The following is a 20649-nucleotide window of genomic DNA, read 5'->3' as shown; positions in this document are numbered from 1 at the left end:
GAAAAGGGGAAATCAACATGAAATTAGAAACAGAAAGGCTCTATATAGTACCGTGTACAGAAGAGAGGATGCACGTTGCGAGCAAGCAAGGATATGATAGTGGTCCACATATTGTAGGACATGTAGAAACTGTAAAAAAAGATAAGGAAGTATTACCTTGGGGTGCGTGGTATGTCATTCGAAAAGAAGATGACATCGTTCTAGGTGATATAGGGTTTAAAGGGAAACCAAATGAGGAACATATAGTAGAAATTGGTTACGGATTTATTGAGAAATATTGGAATAAAGGGTATGCGACAGAAGCTGTAAGAGAGCTAATAAATTGGGCTTTTCAAACAGAAGAGGTAGAAACGATTATTGCAGAGACACTTCTTGAAAATATTAGCTCGATTCGTGTATTAGAGAAACTACATATGAAGAGAATTGGCACTACAGAAACGATGATTAATTGGAAAATAGAACAATAAAAAATACCGCTCGAAGTATATCGGGCGGTATTTTTATCGTTATGGTAGCATTTGTTTTTGATCATTCGGATATCCAGCTGTCGATGCGTTAGAACGCTTGGAATGATTGCGAACAGCAATGAAAATAGAAATAATAACGACAAGACCAACTGCCACGTAAGAAAGTGAAATAATAGTTGGATCAACTTTAAATGTAGTAAGCAGTGTACGAATGTTTGTAAAGATAATAAGGCCGCCAACTAATACGCCAAGTAAATGAGAAGGAACGATGCGCACTAACCATGCAGCGATCGGTGCCGCAACGATACCACCGAGCATGAGAGAAAATACCCAAACCCAGCTTACTTGTTCCCATCCAAGTGAAATGAAAAATCCAATTGTTGCAGCGAGTGAAACAGGAAATTCGCTCGTATCTACAGATCCGATAACTTTTCTAGCTTCATTTCCTCTTGCCAAAAGTACAGGTGTCGTAATCGGACCCCAGCCACCACCACCAGTTGAATCAACGAATCCAGCGAATAAGCCAAGCGGAACAAGCTGTTTTGCAGACATACGTTTATTTGAAGTAACAATTTGTTTTTGAATGATGAATCGTAATAAAATATAAACCCCTAAAGTAAATAAAAATACGGAAATGTACGGTTTAATTACATCGCCAGGTAAATTGCTTAAAAAACATGCCCCAATAAATGCGCCAATTGCTCCTGGTAATGTAAGCCTGGAAACGGTATATTTATCAACGTTTCCAAATTTGATGTGAGATGCACCAGAAGCGGCGGTTGTAACGACTTCAGCTAAATGAACAGAAGCGGAAGCTACAGCCGGTGCGATACCAAACATTAATAATAGTGAGGTAGATGTTACCCCATACGCCATTCCAAGCGCCCCATCAATCAATTGAGCGAAAAATCCAATAATAGCAAAGACAATTAATTTCTGCATAAATAATCCCCCTGTAATAATAAATGAAAAAGACACTTTTCCCGTATGAGAAAAGTGCCTTTGGTTTTTCCAATCAGCAATAATTAAATTTGTTTCATTATAATGCATATTAATCGTATAAATCAACTAGGTTTTAAAGTTTTTTGAATTGAATGAAAGAAAAATAAAATATACAATAAAAGGATGGAGAGAAAGGGGAGAAAGACATGTTACGATTTGATCATCTCGTACACGCAGTATATGGTACACCGGAGGAAGCGGCAAAACAAATGCAGGAGCGTGGATTTCATACTGCAATAGGCGGAGAGCATACGACCTGGGGTACTTGGAATAGTTTATGTTATTTTGATTTATCATATATAGAATTTTTAGCAGTTCAGCATGAAGAAAAAGCGAAGAAAGCAGACAATCCATTAGTACAAGAAACAGTAGTAAAATTAGAAGACGGAGAAGGAATGCTACAAATCGCAATTCGAGTAGATGCCATTGAAGACCTAGCAGTTAAGTTTAGTAAGCAAGGTTTACATACGATAGGACCATTTGAAGGGAAACGTATGAGAAAAGATGGCCGCCTTTTAGAATGGAAAATGTTATTTGTAAAGCAAGAGGAAAACGGACCGAAATTACCATTCTTTATACAGTGGAATGAAACGGATGAAGAAAGAAGAAACGATTTACGTAACATAGGGACGATCACTGAACATAAAAACAAAGTACAACAAATTGAAACGATTCATTACGCAGTGAAAAATGTTCGAGAAACAGTACAGAAATGGAAAGAAGTAATGGGGCTAACTGCAAGCCAGGTCGTTAAAAATGAAGAATGGAATGCGGAGTGTCAAAGCGTATCATTTGGTGATGTTCATGTGCAGTTTTGTGAACCAATAGGAGAAGGGTTAGTACTAGAACGTTTGAAACATCATGGCGAATATCCATTTGCAGTGGAGTTTAAAGGTGACAATAAACGAGAGCATGAAGTGTTAAGTAGTTTGTACATATATTGATAGAGGTGAATGTCGTGAAGGAAATGCTTAGAGAGATAGAGAGACAACTAGAATGGCCTCGTATTGTAAAGTGTACAGCTATTTCAAAAGGTTTTTCACATGAAGAAAAATATAAAGTTGAATTAAAGAACGAAGAAACTTATTTTGTGAAAGTATGTGATGCTGTTCATTTTGAACGTAAACAAGAAGAATATACGTATATGAAACAATTAGAGTTATTACATATTCCAACGCCCAAGTTAATTCATTTCATAAAACTTGAGGAATTAAATAAATGTGTACAAGTATTTGAATGGACCCAAGGTGTAAATGCTGAAGAAGGTTTAGGGAAGCTATCGGTGGAAGAACAGTATAATGCAGGAAGAAAAGCAGGGGAAGTATTAAAGAGGATCCACTCAATTGGAAAAGAAAGTGCAAGTAATAAATGGGAAACAGTTCGATGGAATAAATACGAAAGATACGTAGAAGCGTTAGCAAACTATGAAATAGACTTCCTTGATTTGAAGCCAGTATTAAGTTTTGTAGGGGAGCATAAACAATTATTGAAAAATCGCCCTATTACCTTTTTACACGATGACTTCCATCCAGCAAATAGTATGATTCATAATAAAGAGTTTATCGTTATCGATTTTGGTGGATATGATTTTGGCGATCCAATACATGATTTTTATAACGTAGCGATCTTTACTACAAGAATAAGTAAACCATTTGCGGTTGGACAAGTTCACGGTTATTGCGTGGGAGAACCGTCACTTCACTTTTGGCAGTTGTACTCATTATATGCAGCAATGACATTCCCAGCTGATATCGTATGGACAAACAGAAGCACGCCACATTTAGTAGATGATATGAAGGAAAGATTGAAAGGAATTTTAGAAGATCATAACAATTTTTCATCCTATATTCCAAAATGGTATCAATCACAACATGAGGATATAATAAACAATAAGTAATGGAGGGATTCATATGGATAAAATAGCGGTAATTTCAGATATTCACGGTAATATTCCAGCTTTAGAATCTGTACTGCAAGATATTAAAGTAAGAGGAATTGAGCGCATCATTTGTCTTGGAGATTTAGTCGGAAAAGGTCCTCATTCTAGTGAAGTGATTGAAATCATTCGTAAAGAATGTGATGGAGTTGTAATGGGGAACTGGGATGATTTCATCACAAAACCTACGGAATTTGAAGCGTTAAAATGGCATCAACAACAATTATCGGAAGAACAAAATGACTATTTAAGAAGCTTACCATTTTCAATCGAATTTTTTATGAGTGGCAAATTAATTCGTATGTTCCACGCATCGCCGAGAAGTTTATATGAAAGAATTCAGCCACATGCCTTAAGAGAAGAGCGTATTAGTATGTTTGAAAACAGTGAGCTGACAGAGAATATAGAAGGGGAAAGAAAACCAGATGTCGTTTGCTACGGTGACGTTCACCAAGCATTCGTTCAAAACTTCAGAGGGAAAACGTTATGTAATGCTGGTAGTGTAGGTAATCCTCTTGAAATTACACAAGCTTCCTATTTAATATTCGAAGGTACTTACAATGAAAAAGAAGCAGCGAGCTTTTCTATTCAACTCGTACGTGTACCATATGATATTGAACTAGCTATCAGACTAGCAGAAGAACTCGATATGCCAGAAATTGAAGAATACAAACAAGAATTACGGACTGCTTTATATCGAGGGTTTAAGGGAAAGTAAGCTAATCATAATATATCAACGATTTTTTCGATATATCGACTTACCGACAAATAATGACACGGATTGTTACCTGTAATTATTTTATGTAAACTAACTGTAGGAGGAAATATCATGAACCGAATACAACGCATGAAAGAAATTGCAGATCATATTTTAAAATTAAATTTAACACATCCAACAAGAGTTGGAGTAAGTGGTATTACAGCTTCAGGAAAAACAACATTTGCAAACGAACTAGCGGAAGAAATAAAAAAACGAGGATTACCAGTAACACGCGCCAGCATTGACGATTTTCATAATCCGCGAGCGATTCGTTATGCACAAGGAAAAGAGTCTGCAAGAGTATTACGAAGATGCACACGATTATACAGCTTTCAAAGAAAGATTATTAATGCCTTTAGGACCTAACGGGAATTTACAGTATGAAACGATTTCTCATAACTTAATAACGGATATGCCTGTACATACTGAGCCGCTATTGGCCACACAAAATATGATATTAATAGTAGATGGAACGTTTCTATTGAAAAAAGACGTTGCGCATTTATTTGATTACAAAATCTTTGTAGATACAAATTTTGAGATGGCGAGAAAACGTGGTGCTAAGCGGGAAACTGAAGCTTTTGGAAGTTATGAAGAAGCAGAGAAAATATTTTTAAACAGGTATCACGCGGCCTGTAAGATGTATATAGATGAGCATAATCCGAAAAGTTGTGCGGATGTTATATTTCGGAATAATAACTTTGATGATCCAGTAGTTGTATTTAAAGAAATTTAATATTGTTTATACAGCAAAAAATTCGTGAAAGGAGATGTTTTGGATGGATACAAAAGAGAATCCGAACAATTGGCCTGTATGGGCGAATGAGTCAGTAGAGATAGTGAATGCAAATCCTGATTGGCAAGATAAAGGCCGATGTGAAGAGCAGCAATTATATGAACTGCTTGCTCCTCTAGGTATAAGCAAAGTAATACATATAGGAAGTACATCCATACCTGGTTTACCTGCAAAACCTATCATTGATCTAATGGCTGAAATAGACTCATTTGAAAGAGTACTACATATTTCAGCTACATTGGCCATATATAATTGGCATTATGTAACCCCAGAATTAGATGAAAGACCTTGGAGAAGGTTCTTTGTGAAAGTTAAGAATAATAGGCGTGTAGCTCACCTGCATTTAATGGTTAAAGGAACTGAGAGATGGGAGCAACAACTTTTATTTCGTAACCGCTTACGAGAAAATCCACAATTAGTTTATGATTATTCAAATCTTAAACAAGATTTAGCTAAAAGGTTTAACCGAGATAGAGAAGCATATACAAAAGCTAAAACAGAATTTATTAAACAAGTTCTAAAATGATGCAACTTTTGATTGTAACTACGTTTGAATACAGAAGAAAAAACATCCTTTATTTTATAAATTAAACTGACATGAAATGCATGTAAACAAAGTGAGAGACTGCGATGTTCTAATGTATTTCCTTTTATTTATCAGGAGAAATTATATATAATTGAATCAAGTTCATATAAGGATAGGTAATTACAGGGGATAAGGCGAAAATATGTTAATAAAGTAAAAAGGGGACAGGAAATATAATGAATGAAGTACTAGAACTAAAAGAAGAACTACTACAAATTAAAAATAATAATTATGCTGTACCAGAAGACGTAGATGCATATCCATATGCGCAGTGGATGTTAGATTATATCGGTTCACCTGATGCTGAATTACGTGATGATTTAATTTATAGTACGCTTCACACATGGATTACAAATGATGTATTTAGACAAAAAGAGTTACGAGGATTAATGTTACAAGCAATTAGTCCTGATTATTTATTTTATAAAATTGGTGAAAAGGGCACAGACTCTGTATTTAAACGTGCATTCTCCGTACTAATTCCACCACTTATTTTATCTGTTCATGAAAGAGAACCACTTTTATCTGAAGAACAACTGTACAGTGTGGCAGAACAAGTGTTGGAATATGTATATTTAGAAGAAGATGTAAGAGGTTACGTAGAAGGAAAAGGTTGGGCACACTCTACGGCGCATGCGGCTGATGCACTAGATGCGTTAGCACGTACTATACAAAATCGTGAGTTTTCATATGCAATACTAGCTGCTGTTCGTCAGAAGGTTCGATTGAGTGATTACGTGTATGTGCACTTTGAAGATGAGAGATTAGTAGCGCCAATTATGTCGTTACGTAACCAAAATATTTTAACTGGAGAAGAGTGGAGCAATTGGCTACATAGCATAGCAACTGTTGAAGATATCCGACATCCGCAGCATGCTATTTTAGTACAAAATATTAGAACTTTCCTAAGAAGTTTTTATTTCAGAGTTTTAGAGGCAGAAGGTAGTACAGCCTTTACAGATGATATATTGGAGACTTTGAAGGGTTTGCGTAGGTATTAAAAAATCACTAGATGCCATTATAAATGAGTACGTAAGAAAAGAATAAGATTAAAAAACCGATTATACATGTAGGCTCTATACAAAAATAATCGGTTTTTTAGTTGAATTGAAATTTTAGACTTAACTATACATGTGCTTGTATGTAATAAGAAATGTATTAAATATGTAATTGTGGATGTTCTTCATATAAACTATTCACATACTGTTTTAAATTCTTCATGAACAATAAAACATCTTGACTAGCCATTCTAGCATGTTGAAGATGAAATATATTTCTTTTCCCAATTTCAAATTCATCTGATGTTAAAGTAATAGGTATATTTTTAAAGATATGCCATGGGAAATATAAGTGTACAAAAGTTTCTCTAAAATATATACCTGATTCACAAATTAATACTCCATCAGATCCTTTCCCCATATTCCCAAGGATAGATGTATCTAAAAAAGCGATGATTTGTTCTTCTTTTGGAACGATAAATCGTGCCTCAATTGCTTTTAACTTTTTGTCTGAAATATGAGTGTCTACAAATAATCCGTTATCAGGTTCTAATAATTCATTGTATGTTTCAAATAATGAGCAAATTGATTTTATCTCATCCATTTTTATAATTGGATGTATATCATGTTGTTTTGAATTTTGGAATGAATTCGTAAGAGCTATAAGTAATTCTTTAAATAACAGTGGTGGATAATCACTCCCGTTAATATTGAAGCTTTTTTGTGCATCAAAAGATAAGAAACCATCTTTATCAATTTCAATTTGTTGCACTTCATTTAATTGATCAAATTTCAAACTTCCTTTACCTAATAACCAATTTTTCCAGTATAAACCCGAACTCGTAAAGTAAACACCATACTTGCCTGATCCAAATAAATTACAACTTAAAAAAGCAATAACTTGATCATCCTTTGGTATAGAAAAACGTTTATGGGCAATTGATAAGAAATCTTTAGGGATTCTAGTAACATAAAATCTAGATTGCTGATACTCTAAACAAATATCAGTTAAGCGATTAATATCTATATTCACCTGAATCATTCTCCATTTCAAATTTCGTTTCGATATAATTAATTATAAAGTTGTCAGGAAAATATTAACACTTAAATTTAGCTTAAATTAAGAAGGTAAGAAACTATAAATAGATTTGTATTAGAATACAAAAAATGACCTGTATTCTTTATTTGGAGTAGTAAAGACTTGTTAAGGTAATAAAAAGGTACATAAAACCACCACCTCCCAACCATACTAATAAAATGTGTTGGAGGTGAATGTTATGGACAAGAAAGACTTTGAAAAAGTTTATAATGATTACTTACATCAAGGAGAAGAGCAAGCTCAATTTGAAGTAGACCATGAAGTCAATTCAGGAGCAGAACAAATTATTGCCGTTCGTAAAAATGATGATGGGGATTTAATTGCTTTTAAAACAAGTAGCGGGAGAGAGTTAGATTATATGACTGCTCTTAGTGAAGCAAAATCAGGGAAGTTAGCTCATGTGGACGTATTTCATAAGTATGGAAGAGATATTATACGTAGTGAGCCTGATGGAATAAAAGAAAATAACTTAGATAATTTACCTTCATTTTAAACGGGTAAACCTCAAGAAGAGAATGTTCATTCCGATATTCTCTTCTTTTTTATAAAGCTTTACCTACAAATAGAAGTTTCATTTTTATAATGCAATCATACTTTTAAAGAGCGCTCTAAATTTCTCTTTATCTTCTGCTGTAAATGGTTTCGGCCCCTTTGTACGCTTACCACTTTTTCGAACCATTGCACTTAAATATCGTGTTTGTAACAATTGTTCAATGTTATCATTCGTATACTTATAGCCTTTATGGTGTAGAACGATACAGCCTTTTGCTAAAGCGAGCGAAGCAAGACCGTAATCTTGTGTTACGATTAAATCTTCTTTTTTTGCTAACTGCATAATGCGGTAATCTGCAGCATCTGCCCCGGAATCAACATAAATTGTTTCCACACCTTTAGGCTGCTGAGCATTAGAATAATGAGAAAAGCTAGTAACGAGGGTTACAGGGATTTCTGCATTCGTAGCCTCTAAAATAATCACATCTTTTACAGGACAAGCATCTGCATCAACGTAAATTTTCATTTTTATCGCTCCTATAAAGTGAAACTTTAATCAGTGGAGGGGTTCATCCTCCACTGATTATTAGTTGAACCAATCGGGCATTTACGGGCAGTTGATCTCCTACCTAACTTCTTTGTTACAGCTGAATTTTGAGGTGGGAGTTTTATTGCCCGTTAATGCGGGATAACTAGGTTCGTGTTGATAATAATGGTAGATTTTTCTTTTGTCAAACGATAGAGCTTTATGTAAAGTTATTTTTCACAAACTAAAATAGCCTCACGCAAACGAGAAATACCTTCCTCAATTTGATCAATAATCACTTTTCCATAAGATAAACGAATATAACCATCTTTCGCGCCGAAAATACTACCAGGCATAAATGCAATTTCTTGTTTTAAACTTTGCATAATAAGTTGTTTTTCGTTTATCGGTTCTTTTAATTTTCCCCATATGTATATACCGCCGGTCGGGTTTGAAAAAGAGATTTTATCGTGAAGTTGCTCATTTAAGGCGCGAACGATAACGTCTCTTTTTTCTGCTAATTGTTTTCGTAACGGTACGATATGAGACTGAAATGGTACAGTTTCGAAAAATTGCTGCATAAGCCACTGCGGGAAAATGCTCATACCTAATTCCATTTGGTGCCTTGCGTCGGATAACCTTTCTACTACAGACTGCGGAGCGACAAGCCAGCCAACTCGTAAACCTGGTGCAATCATTTTTGATAAGGAATGTACATAAATGACTGTTCCATTTTCATCAATTGATTTTAAAGTAGGGCAAGGTTGTTTCTTTTCTAACGTAAGTAAACTGGACGGATCATCTTCCACAATTGCAATTCGTAAATCTGCGCAAAGTGATAACAGTTTTTTTCTACGGTTTGGATGAAGCATTGTGCCCGTAGGATTTTGGAAATTCGGATTTAAAAAGATCATTTTAATACGGTGTTTTCTATATAACTCGTGCACATCGTCTGGATTAATACCGTGTTCATCGACAGGTAATGGGAAAATACGAATACCTGCTGATTGGAATAACGGTAAGGAATAACAGTGTGAAGGACTTTCGAAAGCAACTGCATCACCTGGATTTAATAAACATTGCACGATAAGGTGAAGTGCTTGCTGTGCACCAGATGTAATCATTATGGATTGCTCAGTCGCTTCAACTTTTAAATGTTCTTTCATATATTTTACGACCGCTTGTCTTAGCGGGAGATACCCTTGCGGATGATCATAACTTAATGAATGCGTTAACGGTTGTTCTCGTAAAATCGTTTGTAGTTGATCGTGAGGATAGAGGTTACAACCGAGCTCCCCGTTTGCGAAATCAATTATGTTCTCATTTTGTTGTACTTCCGCACGAATATGGCGAAGTAATGGTAAGTTTGGTAAGAACGTACCACCTTCTACGAAATTTCTCCAGTTCGGCGTTAATGTTGGAGAAACGCCCCACATATGTGTACTTACACGTGTACCTTTACCAGTCGTACTTTCTACAATTCCCATAGCGCGTAGTTCATTATAAGCAGTCGTTACTGTACTTCGGTTTACATTTAACTGTGTGGCTAATTTCCGTTCGGAAGGGAGGAAGCTACCTGGAGGAAGTTCTCCGTATGTAATACGTTTTTCAATAAAGTCAACAACTTGCTGATAAATAGGAATTTTACTGTCGTTATCTAGCTTCCATTCCATACAAACACCTCCGCATCTCTTATATACATTCAGTATAACAAATTGGCTGGGTAAAAAAACAGCCAATTGGACGGTGTTATATCCAGCCAATTTTACTATGCTAAATATGGAAGGGGAGATTCGGATGAAACGATGGCAAATGGAATGGCTCCTAGTATCTGTTGCATTAGTATGGGGAGCAAATTATACAATAGGAAAGTATGGCGTGGCATATATGTCATCCATTCAATTTAATAGTTTACGATTTTTAGTAGCATCACCGGTATTATTACTTATTACTTTTATAATGGAACGCTCATTACGTATTGAAAGAAAAGATTGGTTACGATTAGTAGCAGTCGGCATCGTTGGAACGACAATGTATCAAACGATGTTTATGCTATCTGTGAAATATACTTCAGCAACGAACGCTTCATTATTAATTGCAATGTCACCTATTTTTACAGGGATATTAGCAGTATTGCACAAACAAGAACGTTTTTCGATGAAAGTACAAATTGGTTCAATAGTGGCCTTTGTTGGTGCAGCATTCGTTTTATTAACAGGACATACAGGAGGAGCTACTTACGAGTATGCGTGGCTCGGAAATATAATTGGATTAGTCGCAGCAATTGCGTGGGGATGGTATCCAATTTTAGCGCAACCACTCATTACAAAATACTCCGCAATGAGAGTTACATCATGGTCTACTTTAATTGGAATTGTACCTCTCGTTATATACTGTTTACTTAATGTAAACACACTAACGCGGCCAGTAGATATGCCAAGCTGGGGATCACTAGCATATTCAATCGTCTTTGCGACCATATTCGGACTTGCAATGTGGTATGTCGGTATTAGTCAAATAGGCTCAACGAAAGTAATGGTTTATATGTATCTTGTGCCATTGTTTGCAGTGATCTTTGCGGCAGTAACCATTGGAGAGCAAATTAATTTGATGCAACTAGTTGGCGGGCTTATTATCTTCATCGGTTTATATGTTGTAAAAAAAGGTGGAATCAAAAAGCCAGCTCTCAATTTGAAAAAAGTAAGTTAACAATAAAAAGGATCTCTTTCATATAGAAGGAGATCCTTTTTGTTTTTGTAATAAAAGCGCTTGTTCAATGGCCCATTTTTGATGATCGTGTATGAGAAGCTCTATAGCATGCAATGGAGACATCCACCTTAGAACATGATCCTCCTCACAGTTTTCAGTTTGTTTCTGCACCATATTCGCAATATAAAAAAATCCATCGTTTAAATAATATATATCTTCCTTTTCTGCATAAAAATATCGAGCCGCATTACCGATATACTGATCAATTTTAATTGCCCATCCTAATTCCTCTAGTAGTTCACGGTGCAAACATTCTTCTTTTGTTTCAGTACCTTCTATACCGCCGCCGGGTAAAAAGTAGCGTTCTCCTTTTTGGATAACAGCAATCTTTGAAGAAGTTGAGTTGAAAATAATTGCATAACAACTAGGTCGTAATACATATTGCTCAGTAGGCTTTTTATAGCCAAAAGTAAGTTTAGATATCATAAAACACGTCACCTCTCTATAAAATACATAAAAGGAATAATAAGGTAAAAATAAAATTGTATAAGTATAATCTTACGAGATTGGAGTGATAACAAAATGATAAATCGAAAGTGTACGCGCTGTAAAGAAATTACAGGTGCATTGCACGGTGGTAAAAAAATTAAGGAAGAATTTCTATGTGAGGACTGTTTGCAAAAAGGAATTGCAAGCGGGGAAATCGAATTATCACAAGTGGAGCAAGAACAAACTTCGTATCTTTCTATAAAAATATTAAAAATAATGAGTGTGATTTATTTAATAGTATCTATTATAACCGCTATTTCTGCTGGAGCATTTATACGGGATCCAGGGCTTGGTGGAATATCCTTTTCAATAACAGGTGCAGTTGGTGTTATGATAATTGGATCGATATTCCAGTCTGTTCTTGTATTTTGCGGGATATGGGTATTTATCCTTTTAGTAGAAACAGTCATTAAAATTTATGAAAAAATGAAGTGAGTGAGAGGGAGAAACATATGCGAGTTAGAAACATCCAAGGGGAAGATTATGAAAAGATTCATTCCGTATTAAATGAATGGTGGGGCGGGAGAGATATGGCTAGTATGTTGCCAAAATTGTTCTTCGTTCACTTTCAAGAAACGAGTTTTATCATTGAAGAAGAGGGAGAAACGTTAGGTTTTTTATGCGGATTCTTTTCCCAAACGCATAAAGATGAAGCATACGTTCATTTTATCGGAGTAAATCCGAGGTATAGAAGAAGAGGAATCGCATCGACATTGTATTCTTATTTCTTCGATGTAGCTCGTGCAAATAACCGTAAAGTTATAAAAGCAATCACGTCACCAATTAACAAAAAGTCGATACAGTTTCATCAAGAAATCGGTTTTCGAATTGAGGCCGGGGATGATGAGATAGAGGGTGTATCGGTACATACAAATTATGATGGGAATGGCGGTAGTAGAGTTTTGTTTTTGAAAAATGTATAAAAGTAGGCTAGCTTAACGTTAGCCTTTTTGTTGTGAGGAGATAAAAGTATGGAGAGTAAACAAAGTAGAAATGAGTACTTAAGACGCATTTACAAAGTGCAAGATTATATAGAATTAAACATAGATGATCCACTTTCAATTGAAAAGCTAGCGGATGTAGCAGGATTTTCAAAGTTTCATTTTCATCGGATTTTTAAAGGGATCGTAGACGAGCCATTATCTCGGTATGTAAACCGATTGAAGTTAGAAAGGGCAACGAATCTACTTACATATCGCGCAGACATGACGATTACAGATATTGCGTATCACTTCGGATTCACAGATTCAGCAGTTTTCTCCCGAACATTTAAAAATTATTACGGAGTAAGTCCGTCTCAATATCGAAACGACAATAGCAAGAATTGCAAAGACGTAAGCGGAACTTCTCAATACAATGAGTGTAAGAAGGTTCGAGGAAATGTTGAAATTGTATCAGCAGACGATATAAACGTCGCATACATAAGGCATATCGGTACATATGAAGAGTTAACGATTGCTTTTCCAAAAATGATAGAGAAACTATTTTATTACGCATCGAAGCAAAACTACCATGTATTCGAGGATACGAAAGTATTAACCATTTATCATGATCATCATGAATTTACAGAAGACAATCATTTAAGAACGAGTCTTTGTATAACAATTCCGAATGAATCCGCAGTAGAAATGAGCGACATTGGAATAATGGTAATACCTTCTGGAAAGTATGCAGTAGGTCATTTTGAAATATTCCAAGATGAATATAAAGGAGCATGGGATTTCTTATACGGTGAGTGGCTTCCAAATAGCGGATATAAACCGAGAGACTCGTATCCTTTTGAAGTATATAGAAATGATCCAAAGCAGCATCCAAAGCATAAACATATAGTTGATATATATGTACCTATCGAACCTTTTTAATCATAGGTTAAAGGGGAAAGAATAATGAAAACTGCTGAAAAGTTAGATCAGATTATAAAAGAAGAATATGAAAATATGAATGGTATGTTAGTAGTGCGGAAAGGTAATGTTATTTTTGAAAAATATTATAACGGCCAAGGTCCAGATGATGCATTTCATGTAGCATCAGTTACAAAAACGATAATCTCTGCGCTAATTGGGATATGTATAGATAAAGGCTATATAAAAAGTGCTGATCAAAAAGTAATAGAATTTTTCCCGGAATATAACGTTCATTCATCTGAAATAACAGTACGACATCTTCTTACGATGACTGCTCCACATCCATTCGTAGACTGGCAGGAACCGTTAGAAGAACTATGTACACAACAAGATTGGATACAATATACGTTAAATAGGATAGGGAACGGCGGAGAAATTGGAAACTTTAAATATTCATCTGCAGGAGCTCATATACTATCAGCGATCATAACGAACGCAACAGGAAAAAATGCGCGTGAATTTGCGAATAAATACTTATTTCAGCCACTCGGCATGAGAGAAATTCCAAACTACAATATGAAAGCATTTGGATTCGATGACTTATTCGGAAAAGATGTAAAAGGATGGGTTCACGATCCAAACGATATTTCGACGGGCGGATGGGGACTAACGTTAACGATTAGGGATACGGCTAAGTTTGGACAGATGTATTTGAATGAAGGTATTCATAATGGAAAACAAATACTATCAAAATCATGGATAAAAGAATCGACAGAAATGAACCAAAATCAATATGGTTACTTATGGTGGTTACGAGAAGAGGATGGAATCTTTTCATACTGTGCAATGGGCGATGGTGGGAATGTGATTTGTTGTATTCCGGAGAGGGAATTGGTGGTGGTGATTGCCTCTGAAATTATACCGAATGCAGGGGATAGATGGGAATTGATTGTGAAATATATTCTTCCTTGTATACGGTCAAATAAATAATTTTAGTAAAAAGATGGTGTGAATTGGAGTTTCATACCATCTTTTTGTTTTATGACGGAAAGTTCAGGGGAATGTAAGGGTTGTGTTAATAAATTTTAAAATTAGGAATTAATGATATAAGATTATTTTTTTTATGTATAATGAGGACAAGGCCTGAAAATACTTAAATATTTAAGTGAATATATTAAACAAGGGAGATTAAGTTTATATGAAAAACTTACTTCAAAAAACTTTAGCTACAACAGGGCTAACTGCTTGTTTATTAGGTATGGTTTCTTCTGTTTCATTTGCTTCGATTAGTTGGGATTCTTATGGAAAATGGGATGGAAGCGGAGGAAAAGCTACAGGATACGCCTACACTGCGTAAAAAAATGAACCTCATTTTTACAAAATGACTGTAAGAGCTAGCTTTGATGATGGGTCTTCTAAAGAGGCATCACGGGATAATGCTAAAATTACAGATCGTGTGGACGTTAAAGTTTCATCCAGAGGGCCAATTACCACAGGTTATTCGGGTCATGAATGGATAATGAAAGGTGATAATGCATACACCTCAAAGGAAATGAAAATTAAATAAAAATCAACAAAAACCGTGAAAAAGGATAAATACCTTTTTCGCGGTTTTTAAAATGAGGAGGATATATGAATCTAGTATTAAAAGAAATAGCGGTGAACAAAGCAATATTCATTATGTTATTTATTGGGTTTGTATTGACGATATGGCCGATACTTATAGCAATGTCGACGCGAGATTATTATGATGAGAAATTTTATGATAGTAAAAATGGTTATTTTAATTATTACTATTCTGTTCAACTTACTAATATGGGGGAAATCAATTTCGAACAATTTCAGACGCTAGTAGAATCTGATTTTAAAAACGCTAGTGTTATTACAAATGATATTCGTATTACTATTCCGGATATCGGCCACGTAATAATGAATGGTCTCCTTAATAAAAATTGGTCTCCACCTTTGCTAAAAGGTTCACAGATGGAACAAGATGGGGAAAATAGTGTAATAGTGGGGAAGAAAATTTATAAGGATATGGAAACAATAAAATTATTTAATAAGGAATATACAGTTAAAGGCGTAGCTGGAGCAAGTACTGGATATGAGTATAATATTAAAATTTACATCTCTCTAAATGACATGCCAGATGAAGTGAAACAAATGATACAAAATGAAAATACATTTCAAATGATCGTTCGTTCTAACGAAAACCCTAAAAAGGAGATAGATACCTTCATAGAGCATATGAAGCAGAACAATAAAGATATAAATGCCAAAGTGATAAGTGAAAAAGAGAATTTTGAGAAAGACAAAAACTCAAGTAAAGCCGTGAAAGAGTTACTTAGTTTTCCATATAGACTTTTTTGTATAGCTTTAATTACCAGTATAATAGTAAGTTATTATTGGATTTATATGAAGAACAAAAGTCTGTCGCTAAGGAAAGCTTTGGGAGCAAGTAATGTAAATCTTTTTATTTTTATATTTAGTCAATTATTCTTATGTGCAATTACTGCATCAGCCTGTGCAATATGCATACAATGGATTTTTAGCACTTTGAGTAAAATTATTATAGAGTCTACAAGCTATAGCATTGGTTTACAGTCTTCTCATATTACAATGTGTGTATTTCTTTCACTTTCTATAGCTTTTTTCCTCTCTGTTATACCATTTGTATATGTGCTTAAAAGTGAACCTGCTAAAGCCTTAAAGGAGTAAAAATGATGAGAATAAAAAGTGCGTTCCTAGCATTAAAAAAGAGATTTCTATTTTCAGTACTTCTGCTAATACAAATTACATTTGGATTAGCAACTATAACGAGTTCAATTAATGTATTTTATAATTTACACCATCTAAACGATAAATCCAGCTCAGTATTAAATGTGGATAAAACATATTTAGTTACTTTTGAAAGGACGACAGATAGGTTACAAAGCAATCAATTTAATAAAGAGCAAATTCAAGCGGTTTATAATACAATTCATCAAAATAAAGATGTGATTTCGTATGGTACATACGAGGAGAGTTTAATTGAAATAGAATCAAGTAATAGGCCACTTCAAAACAGTATGATTGCTGATTTGAAACATAAAACGTTTCACGATGAAAGACCTACTGTTCAAACAATTGTTGTAGATGAAAATTACTATAAATTGTTACATTTACCTTTAAAACCTGAAGAAGTCTTCTTGCATGAAGACTTTCAAAAAAATAGTGAAGACAAAACAAAGGTATTAATGGGTTCCTACTTTAAGAAATATTTTCAGGTTGGGGATACAATTAATAATCAATATACAATTATAGGCTTTTTGCCAGAGAATAAATTTATCGTAGATAATAATTCAACGAACGTATATTTGAAGTTGGATTACGCAATGATAATGCCTATGTCATTTGATAGATATGAAAACTATGAAGGAATGTTTTTAAGACTGCATCAAAGTACAGTTTTACATTTACAAAAAGATGCCGATATAAAGAAACTAGAAGAATCAATTCAACTTAAAGGAAACGGTGGTACGTTTCATTTGAAAAATTTAGGTGATGAAATAAATATAGATTTTACTCTTAACAGCTATTCTGAAATACCTCAACTTATAATAGGAATATTATTCATTCTATTCTCGATCGTCGGAATTGTAGTAACAACCATTGTTTCTATTTTGATGAGAAAGAGGGAATTTGGTATAAAAATAGTTTTTGGCGAAAGTAAATTTGGAATGTTTATTCAAATTGTTTTAGAAAACATTATTGTAGCAATAGTTGGCTTAGGGATGTCACTAGTTTACTTTTCATGGAGATATGGGAGGCTGTTGCAAATGTCAAAGGATTTTAAAGTAGCATCGGTATTAGACTTTAAATTGGATATGCCTATATTATTTTTAGTATTTCTATTCTTATTATTGATCATCGTTGTCTCAAATGTAATTGTCTTCTTATTTATTAGAAAGCTTGAACCGAAAACATTAATAGGTGGGATGGAATAATGAGTTTAGTTGTATTGAAAGACATTAAGAAGGTGTATAGCAACAAGAACCACAATACGTTCGCGTTAAACGGTATAAACTTAACGATAAATAAGGGGGAAATTATAGCGATAATGGGGCGATCAGGCTCAGGAAAAAGTACCCTATTAAATGTTATAGGATTAATTGATATGCCAAATGAGGGTGAATATACGTTAAATGAAAAAACATTAACTGAAATTAGAGCAAATCAAGTTCATAAAACAAGAAATGAAATGATCGGATTTGTTTTTCAATATTTTGCACTGTTAAAAGAACATACTGTACTGGATAATGTGGCACTACCGCTAACGTATAGAAAACTAAAGCAACGTGAAAGAGAGAATAAGGCGAAGTTCTATTTAGAAAAAGTAGGGTTAAAAGAACAAATGTATAAAACACCGGATGAGTTATCAGGTGGGCAGCAGCAGCGAGTCGCAATTGCAAGAGCGTTAGTAGGTGAACCAGAATTAATATTGGCAGATGAACCGACAGGGAATTTAGATAGAAAAACCGGAGAAGAAATTATGAATCTACTATTACAACTGAATGAAGAAGGACGAACGATTATTATTGTAACTCATGATATTGAGGTAGCGAATAAGTGTAATAGAATTATTGAGTTAGTTGATGGGGAAGTTGTGCGGAGTTAAAAATTCAACTAAGATACATCAAAACAATTGTTTTTTATTTAAGAATCAATGTTGATTTATTTTTCAAAATGGATTCTATTTTTGTTTGTAGAATTAAAATAAAACAACAAATCCACCGTAACTTTTCACACTAAAAAATCGTTAAACATATAGAAAAGGTTTTTAATCATGAATGGGGAGAACTATGAAGATTCTAATTCTAGGTGGTACACGTTTTTTAGGAAGAGCTTATGTAGAGGAGGCGTTGAAAAGGGGACATGACGTTACATTATTCAATCGCGGAACAAACAATGAAATTTCCCCTGAAGTGGAGCAGCTTATCGGTGACAGAAATGGTGATGTATCAAGTTTAGAAAATCGAAAATGGGATGTTGTCGTGGACACATGTGGGTTTTCTCCGCATCACATTCGGAATATTGGAGATGTCTTAAAAGATAATATAAAACATTATATATTCATCTCAAGCCTTTCCGTATATAAGGATTGGATCCCGCATGACATAAAAGAAGACTATATATTACAACCTGAACCAACGGAAGAGCAAATAAAGGCTGTAGAGAATGGTGAAATATCTTATTATGAGCATTATGGTGCACTAAAAGTATTATGTGAAAAAGAAGCAGAGAAATATTGGCCGGGGCGTGTTTTACACGTAAGAGCAGGACTTCTTTCAGGAATGTTCGATTATACAGATCGACTTCCATACTGGATCGGGCGTGTAGCAAAAGGAGGTAAAGTGTTAGTTCCAGGAAGAAAAGACCGTCCAGTACAGATAGTTGATATAAAAGACGTCGCAAACTGGGGACTAAACATGGCAGAAAACAATAAAGCAGGTACATTCAATGTAACAGGTCCGAACTATGAATTGACGATGGAAGAGCTATTAAATACGTGTAAAAAGGTTACGAATAGTGATGCTGCATTCGTTTGGATAGATGAATCGTTTATGAATGAACATAAAGTGCAGCCTTGGACAGATATGCCTTTATGGCTTCCTGAAACTTTTTCATTAGAAGGTGAGACGAAGCCGTGGAAAGGTGGTTTTTCTATTAGTATTGAAAGTGCTGTTAAAGAAGGACTTACTTTTAGGAGGTTAAAACATACAGTTACAGATGTGTATGAGTGGATAAAGAGTGTGGATGAATTGGAATTAAAAGCAGGTATTTCAAGGGAAAGAGAAAAGATGTTATTGGATAAGTGGTATGAAATAAAGAGAGTTTAAATAAGAATCTTGTGAAAAAAGGACTCTGTTTATTGCTTAAACAGAGTCCTAATATGAATCTACCACTCAAACGGTTCTTCTCCATACAGTTCCCATAGCTTAGGAAACATCTTTTTTAAACCTTCTTCATCGTCTTCATTCCAGTCAAATTCAAAATCTACATCGTCGAATTCTTCATTAGATAAGACATGGTAAAGTGTAAAGTAAGTATCATCTTCGTCACCAGTTTTTTCTGCATATACAGTGAAACCGAAATATAAAGAAAGTTCTTCTATTTCTGGGACGTCATACTCACTCAAATTTTCTAATACAGGAATTAATCGTTCTGGATCTTCAATACAAGCTTCGTATGTCTCTTTTCCTTGATTTAATAACCATCCGCGGAAGTAATCGAAAGTATCATCTGAACAGCCACCCATAATAATATAGGCTGCTGCCCATAAACGGGAGGTATAGGAGTCTTTCAAAAGGCGATGCATATGCGTATCAAAAGCTACAATTTCATGTACTGTACGTTTAGCAAGGTGAGAAGTAAGCCATTCTATTTGTTCTTCTTGGTCCTCACCTTTCGTTTTTGCACGATGAAGTAGCTCCCAAAATTCTTCTTCGGTTATCGTTTTTTCTTTTATGTAATCTTCCCCAGGCAACGGGTCTGTATATCCTTTTTTACGTTTGGAAGCAACTAGTTTATTAGCTTCTTTCATACATTCTTCTTCTGTTTCAAACTCTTTCGCTTTCACACTGCCAGCTGTGCCAATTTTTCCGTAAAACACAACATAGTCTTTTTCTTTCACAACGATTTTCCAAAACTTATTTGATTTCTCAGTTTGCTGGATTAATAACGTTTCCATCCGTACCACCATAATGTTTTCTAGTGTGCAATATGATTGTAACATATGTATATACACTTGTAATGATGGAAAAATAATAGTTTAGAAAATTCAAAAACCATTGAATGGAGTGGATAAATTTAGTAACCTTATTTGTACAGTAATTACATAATTGT

The 20649-nt window shown here is 34.6% G+C and carries 22 protein-coding genes and 2 pseudogenes; 18 read left to right on the top strand and 6 right to left on the bottom strand.

The window, feature by feature from the left end:
• Positions 1–17 precede the first annotated feature (17 nt).
• Positions 18–467, top strand: coding sequence for a GNAT family N-acetyltransferase (locus ACLBWW_RS14715; RefSeq protein ID WP_048547765.1), 450 nt, complete (start codon positions 18–20; stop codon positions 465–467).
• A gap of 39 nt (positions 468–506) precedes the next feature.
• Here the strand turns inward: ACLBWW_RS14715 and ACLBWW_RS14710 are convergent, their stop codons facing one another.
• Entirely contained in the window at positions 507–1517 is a 1011-nt protein-coding gene (locus tag ACLBWW_RS14710; RefSeq protein ID WP_048547764.1) for a sulfite exporter TauE/SafE family protein, read from the bottom strand.
• Between the two features lie 98 nt (positions 1518–1615).
• On the opposite strand from ACLBWW_RS14710, the gene ACLBWW_RS14705 reads away from it, so the two are divergent.
• The 6 genes and pseudogenes from ACLBWW_RS14705 to ACLBWW_RS14680 all read left to right on the top strand — a co-directional run bounded on the left by ACLBWW_RS14705 (position 1616) and on the right by ACLBWW_RS14680 (position 6548).
• Positions 1616–2413 (top strand): VOC family protein, encoded by a 798-nt coding sequence (locus tag ACLBWW_RS14705; protein ID WP_048547763.1) that lies wholly within the window; start codon positions 1616–1618, stop codon positions 2411–2413.
• A gap of 14 nt (positions 2414–2427) precedes the next feature.
• Positions 2428–3366: an aminoglycoside phosphotransferase family protein gene (locus tag ACLBWW_RS14700; RefSeq protein WP_048547761.1), complete on the top strand. Its 939-nt coding sequence runs from the start codon at positions 2428–2430 to the stop codon at positions 3364–3366.
• A 13-nt stretch (positions 3367–3379) separates the two neighbouring features.
• On the top strand, positions 3380–4123 hold the full coding sequence (locus ACLBWW_RS14695) for a metallophosphoesterase family protein (RefSeq protein ID WP_048547760.1): 744 nt from the start codon (positions 3380–3382) through the stop codon (positions 4121–4123).
• Between the two features lie 111 nt (positions 4124–4234).
• A pseudogene (locus ACLBWW_RS14690) lies at positions 4235–4901 on the top strand (hypothetical protein).
• A 43-nt stretch (positions 4902–4944) separates the two neighbouring features.
• Positions 4945–5487 carry a GrpB family protein gene (locus ACLBWW_RS14685; RefSeq protein WP_048547756.1) on the top strand — a complete coding sequence of 181 codons (543 nt, stop codon included), beginning with the start codon at positions 4945–4947 and terminating at the stop codon, positions 5485–5487.
• Positions 5488–5723: 236 nt separating this feature from the next.
• Positions 5724–6548 carry a DUF2785 domain-containing protein gene (locus tag ACLBWW_RS14680; protein ID WP_098132507.1) on the top strand — a complete coding sequence of 275 codons (825 nt, stop codon included), beginning with the start codon at positions 5724–5726 and terminating at the stop codon, positions 6546–6548.
• A 157-nt stretch (positions 6549–6705) separates the two neighbouring features.
• Here the strand turns inward: ACLBWW_RS14680 and ACLBWW_RS14675 are convergent, their stop codons facing one another.
• A complete protein-coding gene (locus ACLBWW_RS14675; RefSeq protein WP_098048437.1) occupies positions 6706–7578 on the bottom strand; it encodes a hypothetical protein in 873 nt (290 codons plus the stop codon).
• Positions 7579–7822: 244 nt separating this feature from the next.
• Here ACLBWW_RS14675 and ACLBWW_RS14670 point away from each other — a divergent pair, with 244 nt between their 5' ends.
• Positions 7823–8137: a DUF3892 domain-containing protein gene (locus ACLBWW_RS14670; RefSeq protein WP_098048438.1), complete on the top strand. Its 315-nt coding sequence runs from the start codon at positions 7823–7825 to the stop codon at positions 8135–8137.
• An 84-nt stretch (positions 8138–8221) separates the two neighbouring features.
• On the opposite strand, the gene ACLBWW_RS14665 is transcribed toward ACLBWW_RS14670, so the two are convergent.
• Together ACLBWW_RS14665 and pdxR are read right to left on the bottom strand one after the other, a co-directional pair.
• A complete protein-coding gene (locus tag ACLBWW_RS14665; protein WP_098048439.1) occupies positions 8222–8662 on the bottom strand; it encodes a YaiI/YqxD family protein in 441 nt (146 codons plus the stop codon).
• A gap of 230 nt (positions 8663–8892) precedes the next feature.
• On the bottom strand, positions 8893–10335 hold the full coding sequence (pdxR, locus tag ACLBWW_RS14660; RefSeq protein WP_098048440.1) for a MocR-like pyridoxine biosynthesis transcription factor PdxR: 1443 nt from the start codon (positions 10333–10335) through the stop codon (positions 8893–8895).
• Positions 10336–10459: 124 nt separating this feature from the next.
• On the opposite strand from pdxR, the gene ACLBWW_RS14655 reads away from it, so the two are divergent.
• Positions 10460–11371, top strand: a complete 912-nt coding sequence (locus ACLBWW_RS14655) for a DMT family transporter (protein ID WP_098132505.1) — start codon at positions 10460–10462, stop codon at positions 11369–11371.
• An 18-nt stretch (positions 11372–11389) separates the two neighbouring features.
• Here the strand turns inward: ACLBWW_RS14655 and ACLBWW_RS14650 are convergent, their stop codons facing one another.
• The gene (locus ACLBWW_RS14650; protein ID WP_048547740.1) at positions 11390–11857 is read right to left on the bottom strand and encodes an NUDIX hydrolase; all 468 of its coding nucleotides are present in this window, start codon (positions 11855–11857) and stop codon (positions 11390–11392) included.
• A gap of 96 nt (positions 11858–11953) precedes the next feature.
• On the opposite strand from ACLBWW_RS14650, the gene ACLBWW_RS14645 reads away from it, so the two are divergent.
• From ACLBWW_RS14645 to ACLBWW_RS14605, 9 genes and pseudogenes are all read left to right on the top strand, one after another.
• Complete coding sequence (locus tag ACLBWW_RS14645) at positions 11954–12355, top strand: DUF3980 domain-containing protein (protein ID WP_048547739.1); 402 nt, start codon at positions 11954–11956, stop codon at positions 12353–12355.
• A 17-nt stretch (positions 12356–12372) separates the two neighbouring features.
• The gene (locus ACLBWW_RS14640) at positions 12373–12843 is read left to right on the top strand and encodes a GNAT family N-acetyltransferase (RefSeq protein WP_048547737.1); all 471 of its coding nucleotides are present in this window, start codon (positions 12373–12375) and stop codon (positions 12841–12843) included.
• A gap of 48 nt (positions 12844–12891) precedes the next feature.
• Complete coding sequence (locus tag ACLBWW_RS14635; protein ID WP_048547735.1) at positions 12892–13782, top strand: AraC family transcriptional regulator; 891 nt, start codon at positions 12892–12894, stop codon at positions 13780–13782.
• Between the two features lie 24 nt (positions 13783–13806).
• Complete coding sequence (locus ACLBWW_RS14630) at positions 13807–14754, top strand: serine hydrolase domain-containing protein (protein WP_098631342.1); 948 nt, start codon at positions 13807–13809, stop codon at positions 14752–14754.
• A 208-nt stretch (positions 14755–14962) separates the two neighbouring features.
• Positions 14963–15331 (top strand): annotated as a pseudogene (locus ACLBWW_RS14625) (hypothetical protein).
• A gap of 65 nt (positions 15332–15396) precedes the next feature.
• Positions 15397–16482: an FtsX-like permease family protein gene (locus ACLBWW_RS14620; RefSeq protein WP_447614099.1), complete on the top strand. Its 1086-nt coding sequence runs from the start codon at positions 15397–15399 to the stop codon at positions 16480–16482.
• 2 nt (positions 16483–16484) lie between these two features.
• Entirely contained in the window at positions 16485–17750 is a 1266-nt protein-coding gene (locus ACLBWW_RS14615; protein WP_176519579.1) for an ABC transporter permease, read from the top strand.
• Positions 17750–18421 (top strand): ABC transporter ATP-binding protein, encoded by a 672-nt coding sequence (locus ACLBWW_RS14610; RefSeq protein WP_098048449.1) that lies wholly within the window; start codon positions 17750–17752, stop codon positions 18419–18421. Before ACLBWW_RS14615 ends, ACLBWW_RS14610 begins: the two co-directional genes overlap by 1 nt.
• A 184-nt stretch (positions 18422–18605) precedes the next feature.
• Positions 18606–19643, top strand: a complete 1038-nt coding sequence (locus tag ACLBWW_RS14605) for an SDR family oxidoreductase (protein WP_098977841.1) — start codon at positions 18606–18608, stop codon at positions 19641–19643.
• A 59-nt stretch (positions 19644–19702) separates the two neighbouring features.
• Here the strand turns inward: ACLBWW_RS14605 and ACLBWW_RS14600 are convergent, their stop codons facing one another.
• Positions 19703–20494 carry a DUF4240 domain-containing protein gene (locus tag ACLBWW_RS14600; protein ID WP_262720882.1) on the bottom strand — a complete coding sequence of 264 codons (792 nt, stop codon included), beginning with the start codon at positions 20492–20494 and terminating at the stop codon, positions 19703–19705.
• Positions 20495–20649 lie beyond the last annotated feature (155 nt).

It is taken from the genome of Bacillus sp. M5A3_1b (assembly GCF_053345335.1).
The sequence above is the reverse complement of the archived record's forward strand: the minus strand, read 5'-3'. Positions and strand labels throughout refer to the sequence as shown.

Coding starts and splice junctions, on each gene's coding strand:
- ACLBWW_RS14665 (WP_098048439.1), bottom strand. CDS start 8,662: ATGAAAATTTACGTTGATGCAGATGCTTGTCCTGTAAAAGATGTGATT.
- ACLBWW_RS14645 (WP_048547739.1), top strand. CDS start 11,954: ATGATAAATCGAAAGTGTACGCGCTGTAAAGAAATTACAGGTGCATTG.
- ACLBWW_RS14605 (WP_098977841.1), top strand. CDS start 18,606: ATGAAGATTCTAATTCTAGGTGGTACACGTTTTTTAGGAAGAGCTTAT.
- ACLBWW_RS14615 (WP_176519579.1), top strand. CDS start 16,485: ATGATGAGAATAAAAAGTGCGTTCCTAGCATTAAAAAAGAGATTTCTA.
- ACLBWW_RS14610 (WP_098048449.1), top strand. CDS start 17,750: ATGAGTTTAGTTGTATTGAAAGACATTAAGAAGGTGTATAGCAACAAG.
- ACLBWW_RS14710 (WP_048547764.1), bottom strand. CDS start 1,517: ATGCATTATAATGAAACAAATTTAATTATTGCTGATTGGAAAAACCAA.
- ACLBWW_RS14715 (WP_048547765.1), top strand. CDS start 18: ATGAAATTAGAAACAGAAAGGCTCTATATAGTACCGTGTACAGAAGAG.
- ACLBWW_RS14640 (WP_048547737.1), top strand. CDS start 12,373: ATGCGAGTTAGAAACATCCAAGGGGAAGATTATGAAAAGATTCATTCC.
- pdxR (WP_098048440.1), bottom strand. CDS start 10,335: ATGGAATGGAAGCTAGATAACGACAGTAAAATTCCTATTTATCAGCAA.
- ACLBWW_RS14600 (WP_262720882.1), bottom strand. CDS start 20,494: ATGGAAACGTTATTAATCCAGCAAACTGAGAAATCAAATAAGTTTTGG.
- ACLBWW_RS14655 (WP_098132505.1), top strand. CDS start 10,460: ATGAAACGATGGCAAATGGAATGGCTCCTAGTATCTGTTGCATTAGTA.
- ACLBWW_RS14650 (WP_048547740.1), bottom strand. CDS start 11,857: ATGATATCTAAACTTACTTTTGGCTATAAAAAGCCTACTGAGCAATAT.
- ACLBWW_RS14635 (WP_048547735.1), top strand. CDS start 12,892: ATGGAGAGTAAACAAAGTAGAAATGAGTACTTAAGACGCATTTACAAA.
- ACLBWW_RS14620 (WP_447614099.1), top strand. CDS start 15,397: ATGAATCTAGTATTAAAAGAAATAGCGGTGAACAAAGCAATATTCATT.
- ACLBWW_RS14705 (WP_048547763.1), top strand. CDS start 1,616: ATGTTACGATTTGATCATCTCGTACACGCAGTATATGGTACACCGGAG.
- ACLBWW_RS14670 (WP_098048438.1), top strand. CDS start 7,823: ATGGACAAGAAAGACTTTGAAAAAGTTTATAATGATTACTTACATCAA.
- ACLBWW_RS14680 (WP_098132507.1), top strand. CDS start 5,724: ATGAATGAAGTACTAGAACTAAAAGAAGAACTACTACAAATTAAAAAT.
- ACLBWW_RS14695 (WP_048547760.1), top strand. CDS start 3,380: ATGGATAAAATAGCGGTAATTTCAGATATTCACGGTAATATTCCAGCT.
- ACLBWW_RS14630 (WP_098631342.1), top strand. CDS start 13,807: ATGAAAACTGCTGAAAAGTTAGATCAGATTATAAAAGAAGAATATGAA.
- ACLBWW_RS14685 (WP_048547756.1), top strand. CDS start 4,945: ATGGATACAAAAGAGAATCCGAACAATTGGCCTGTATGGGCGAATGAG.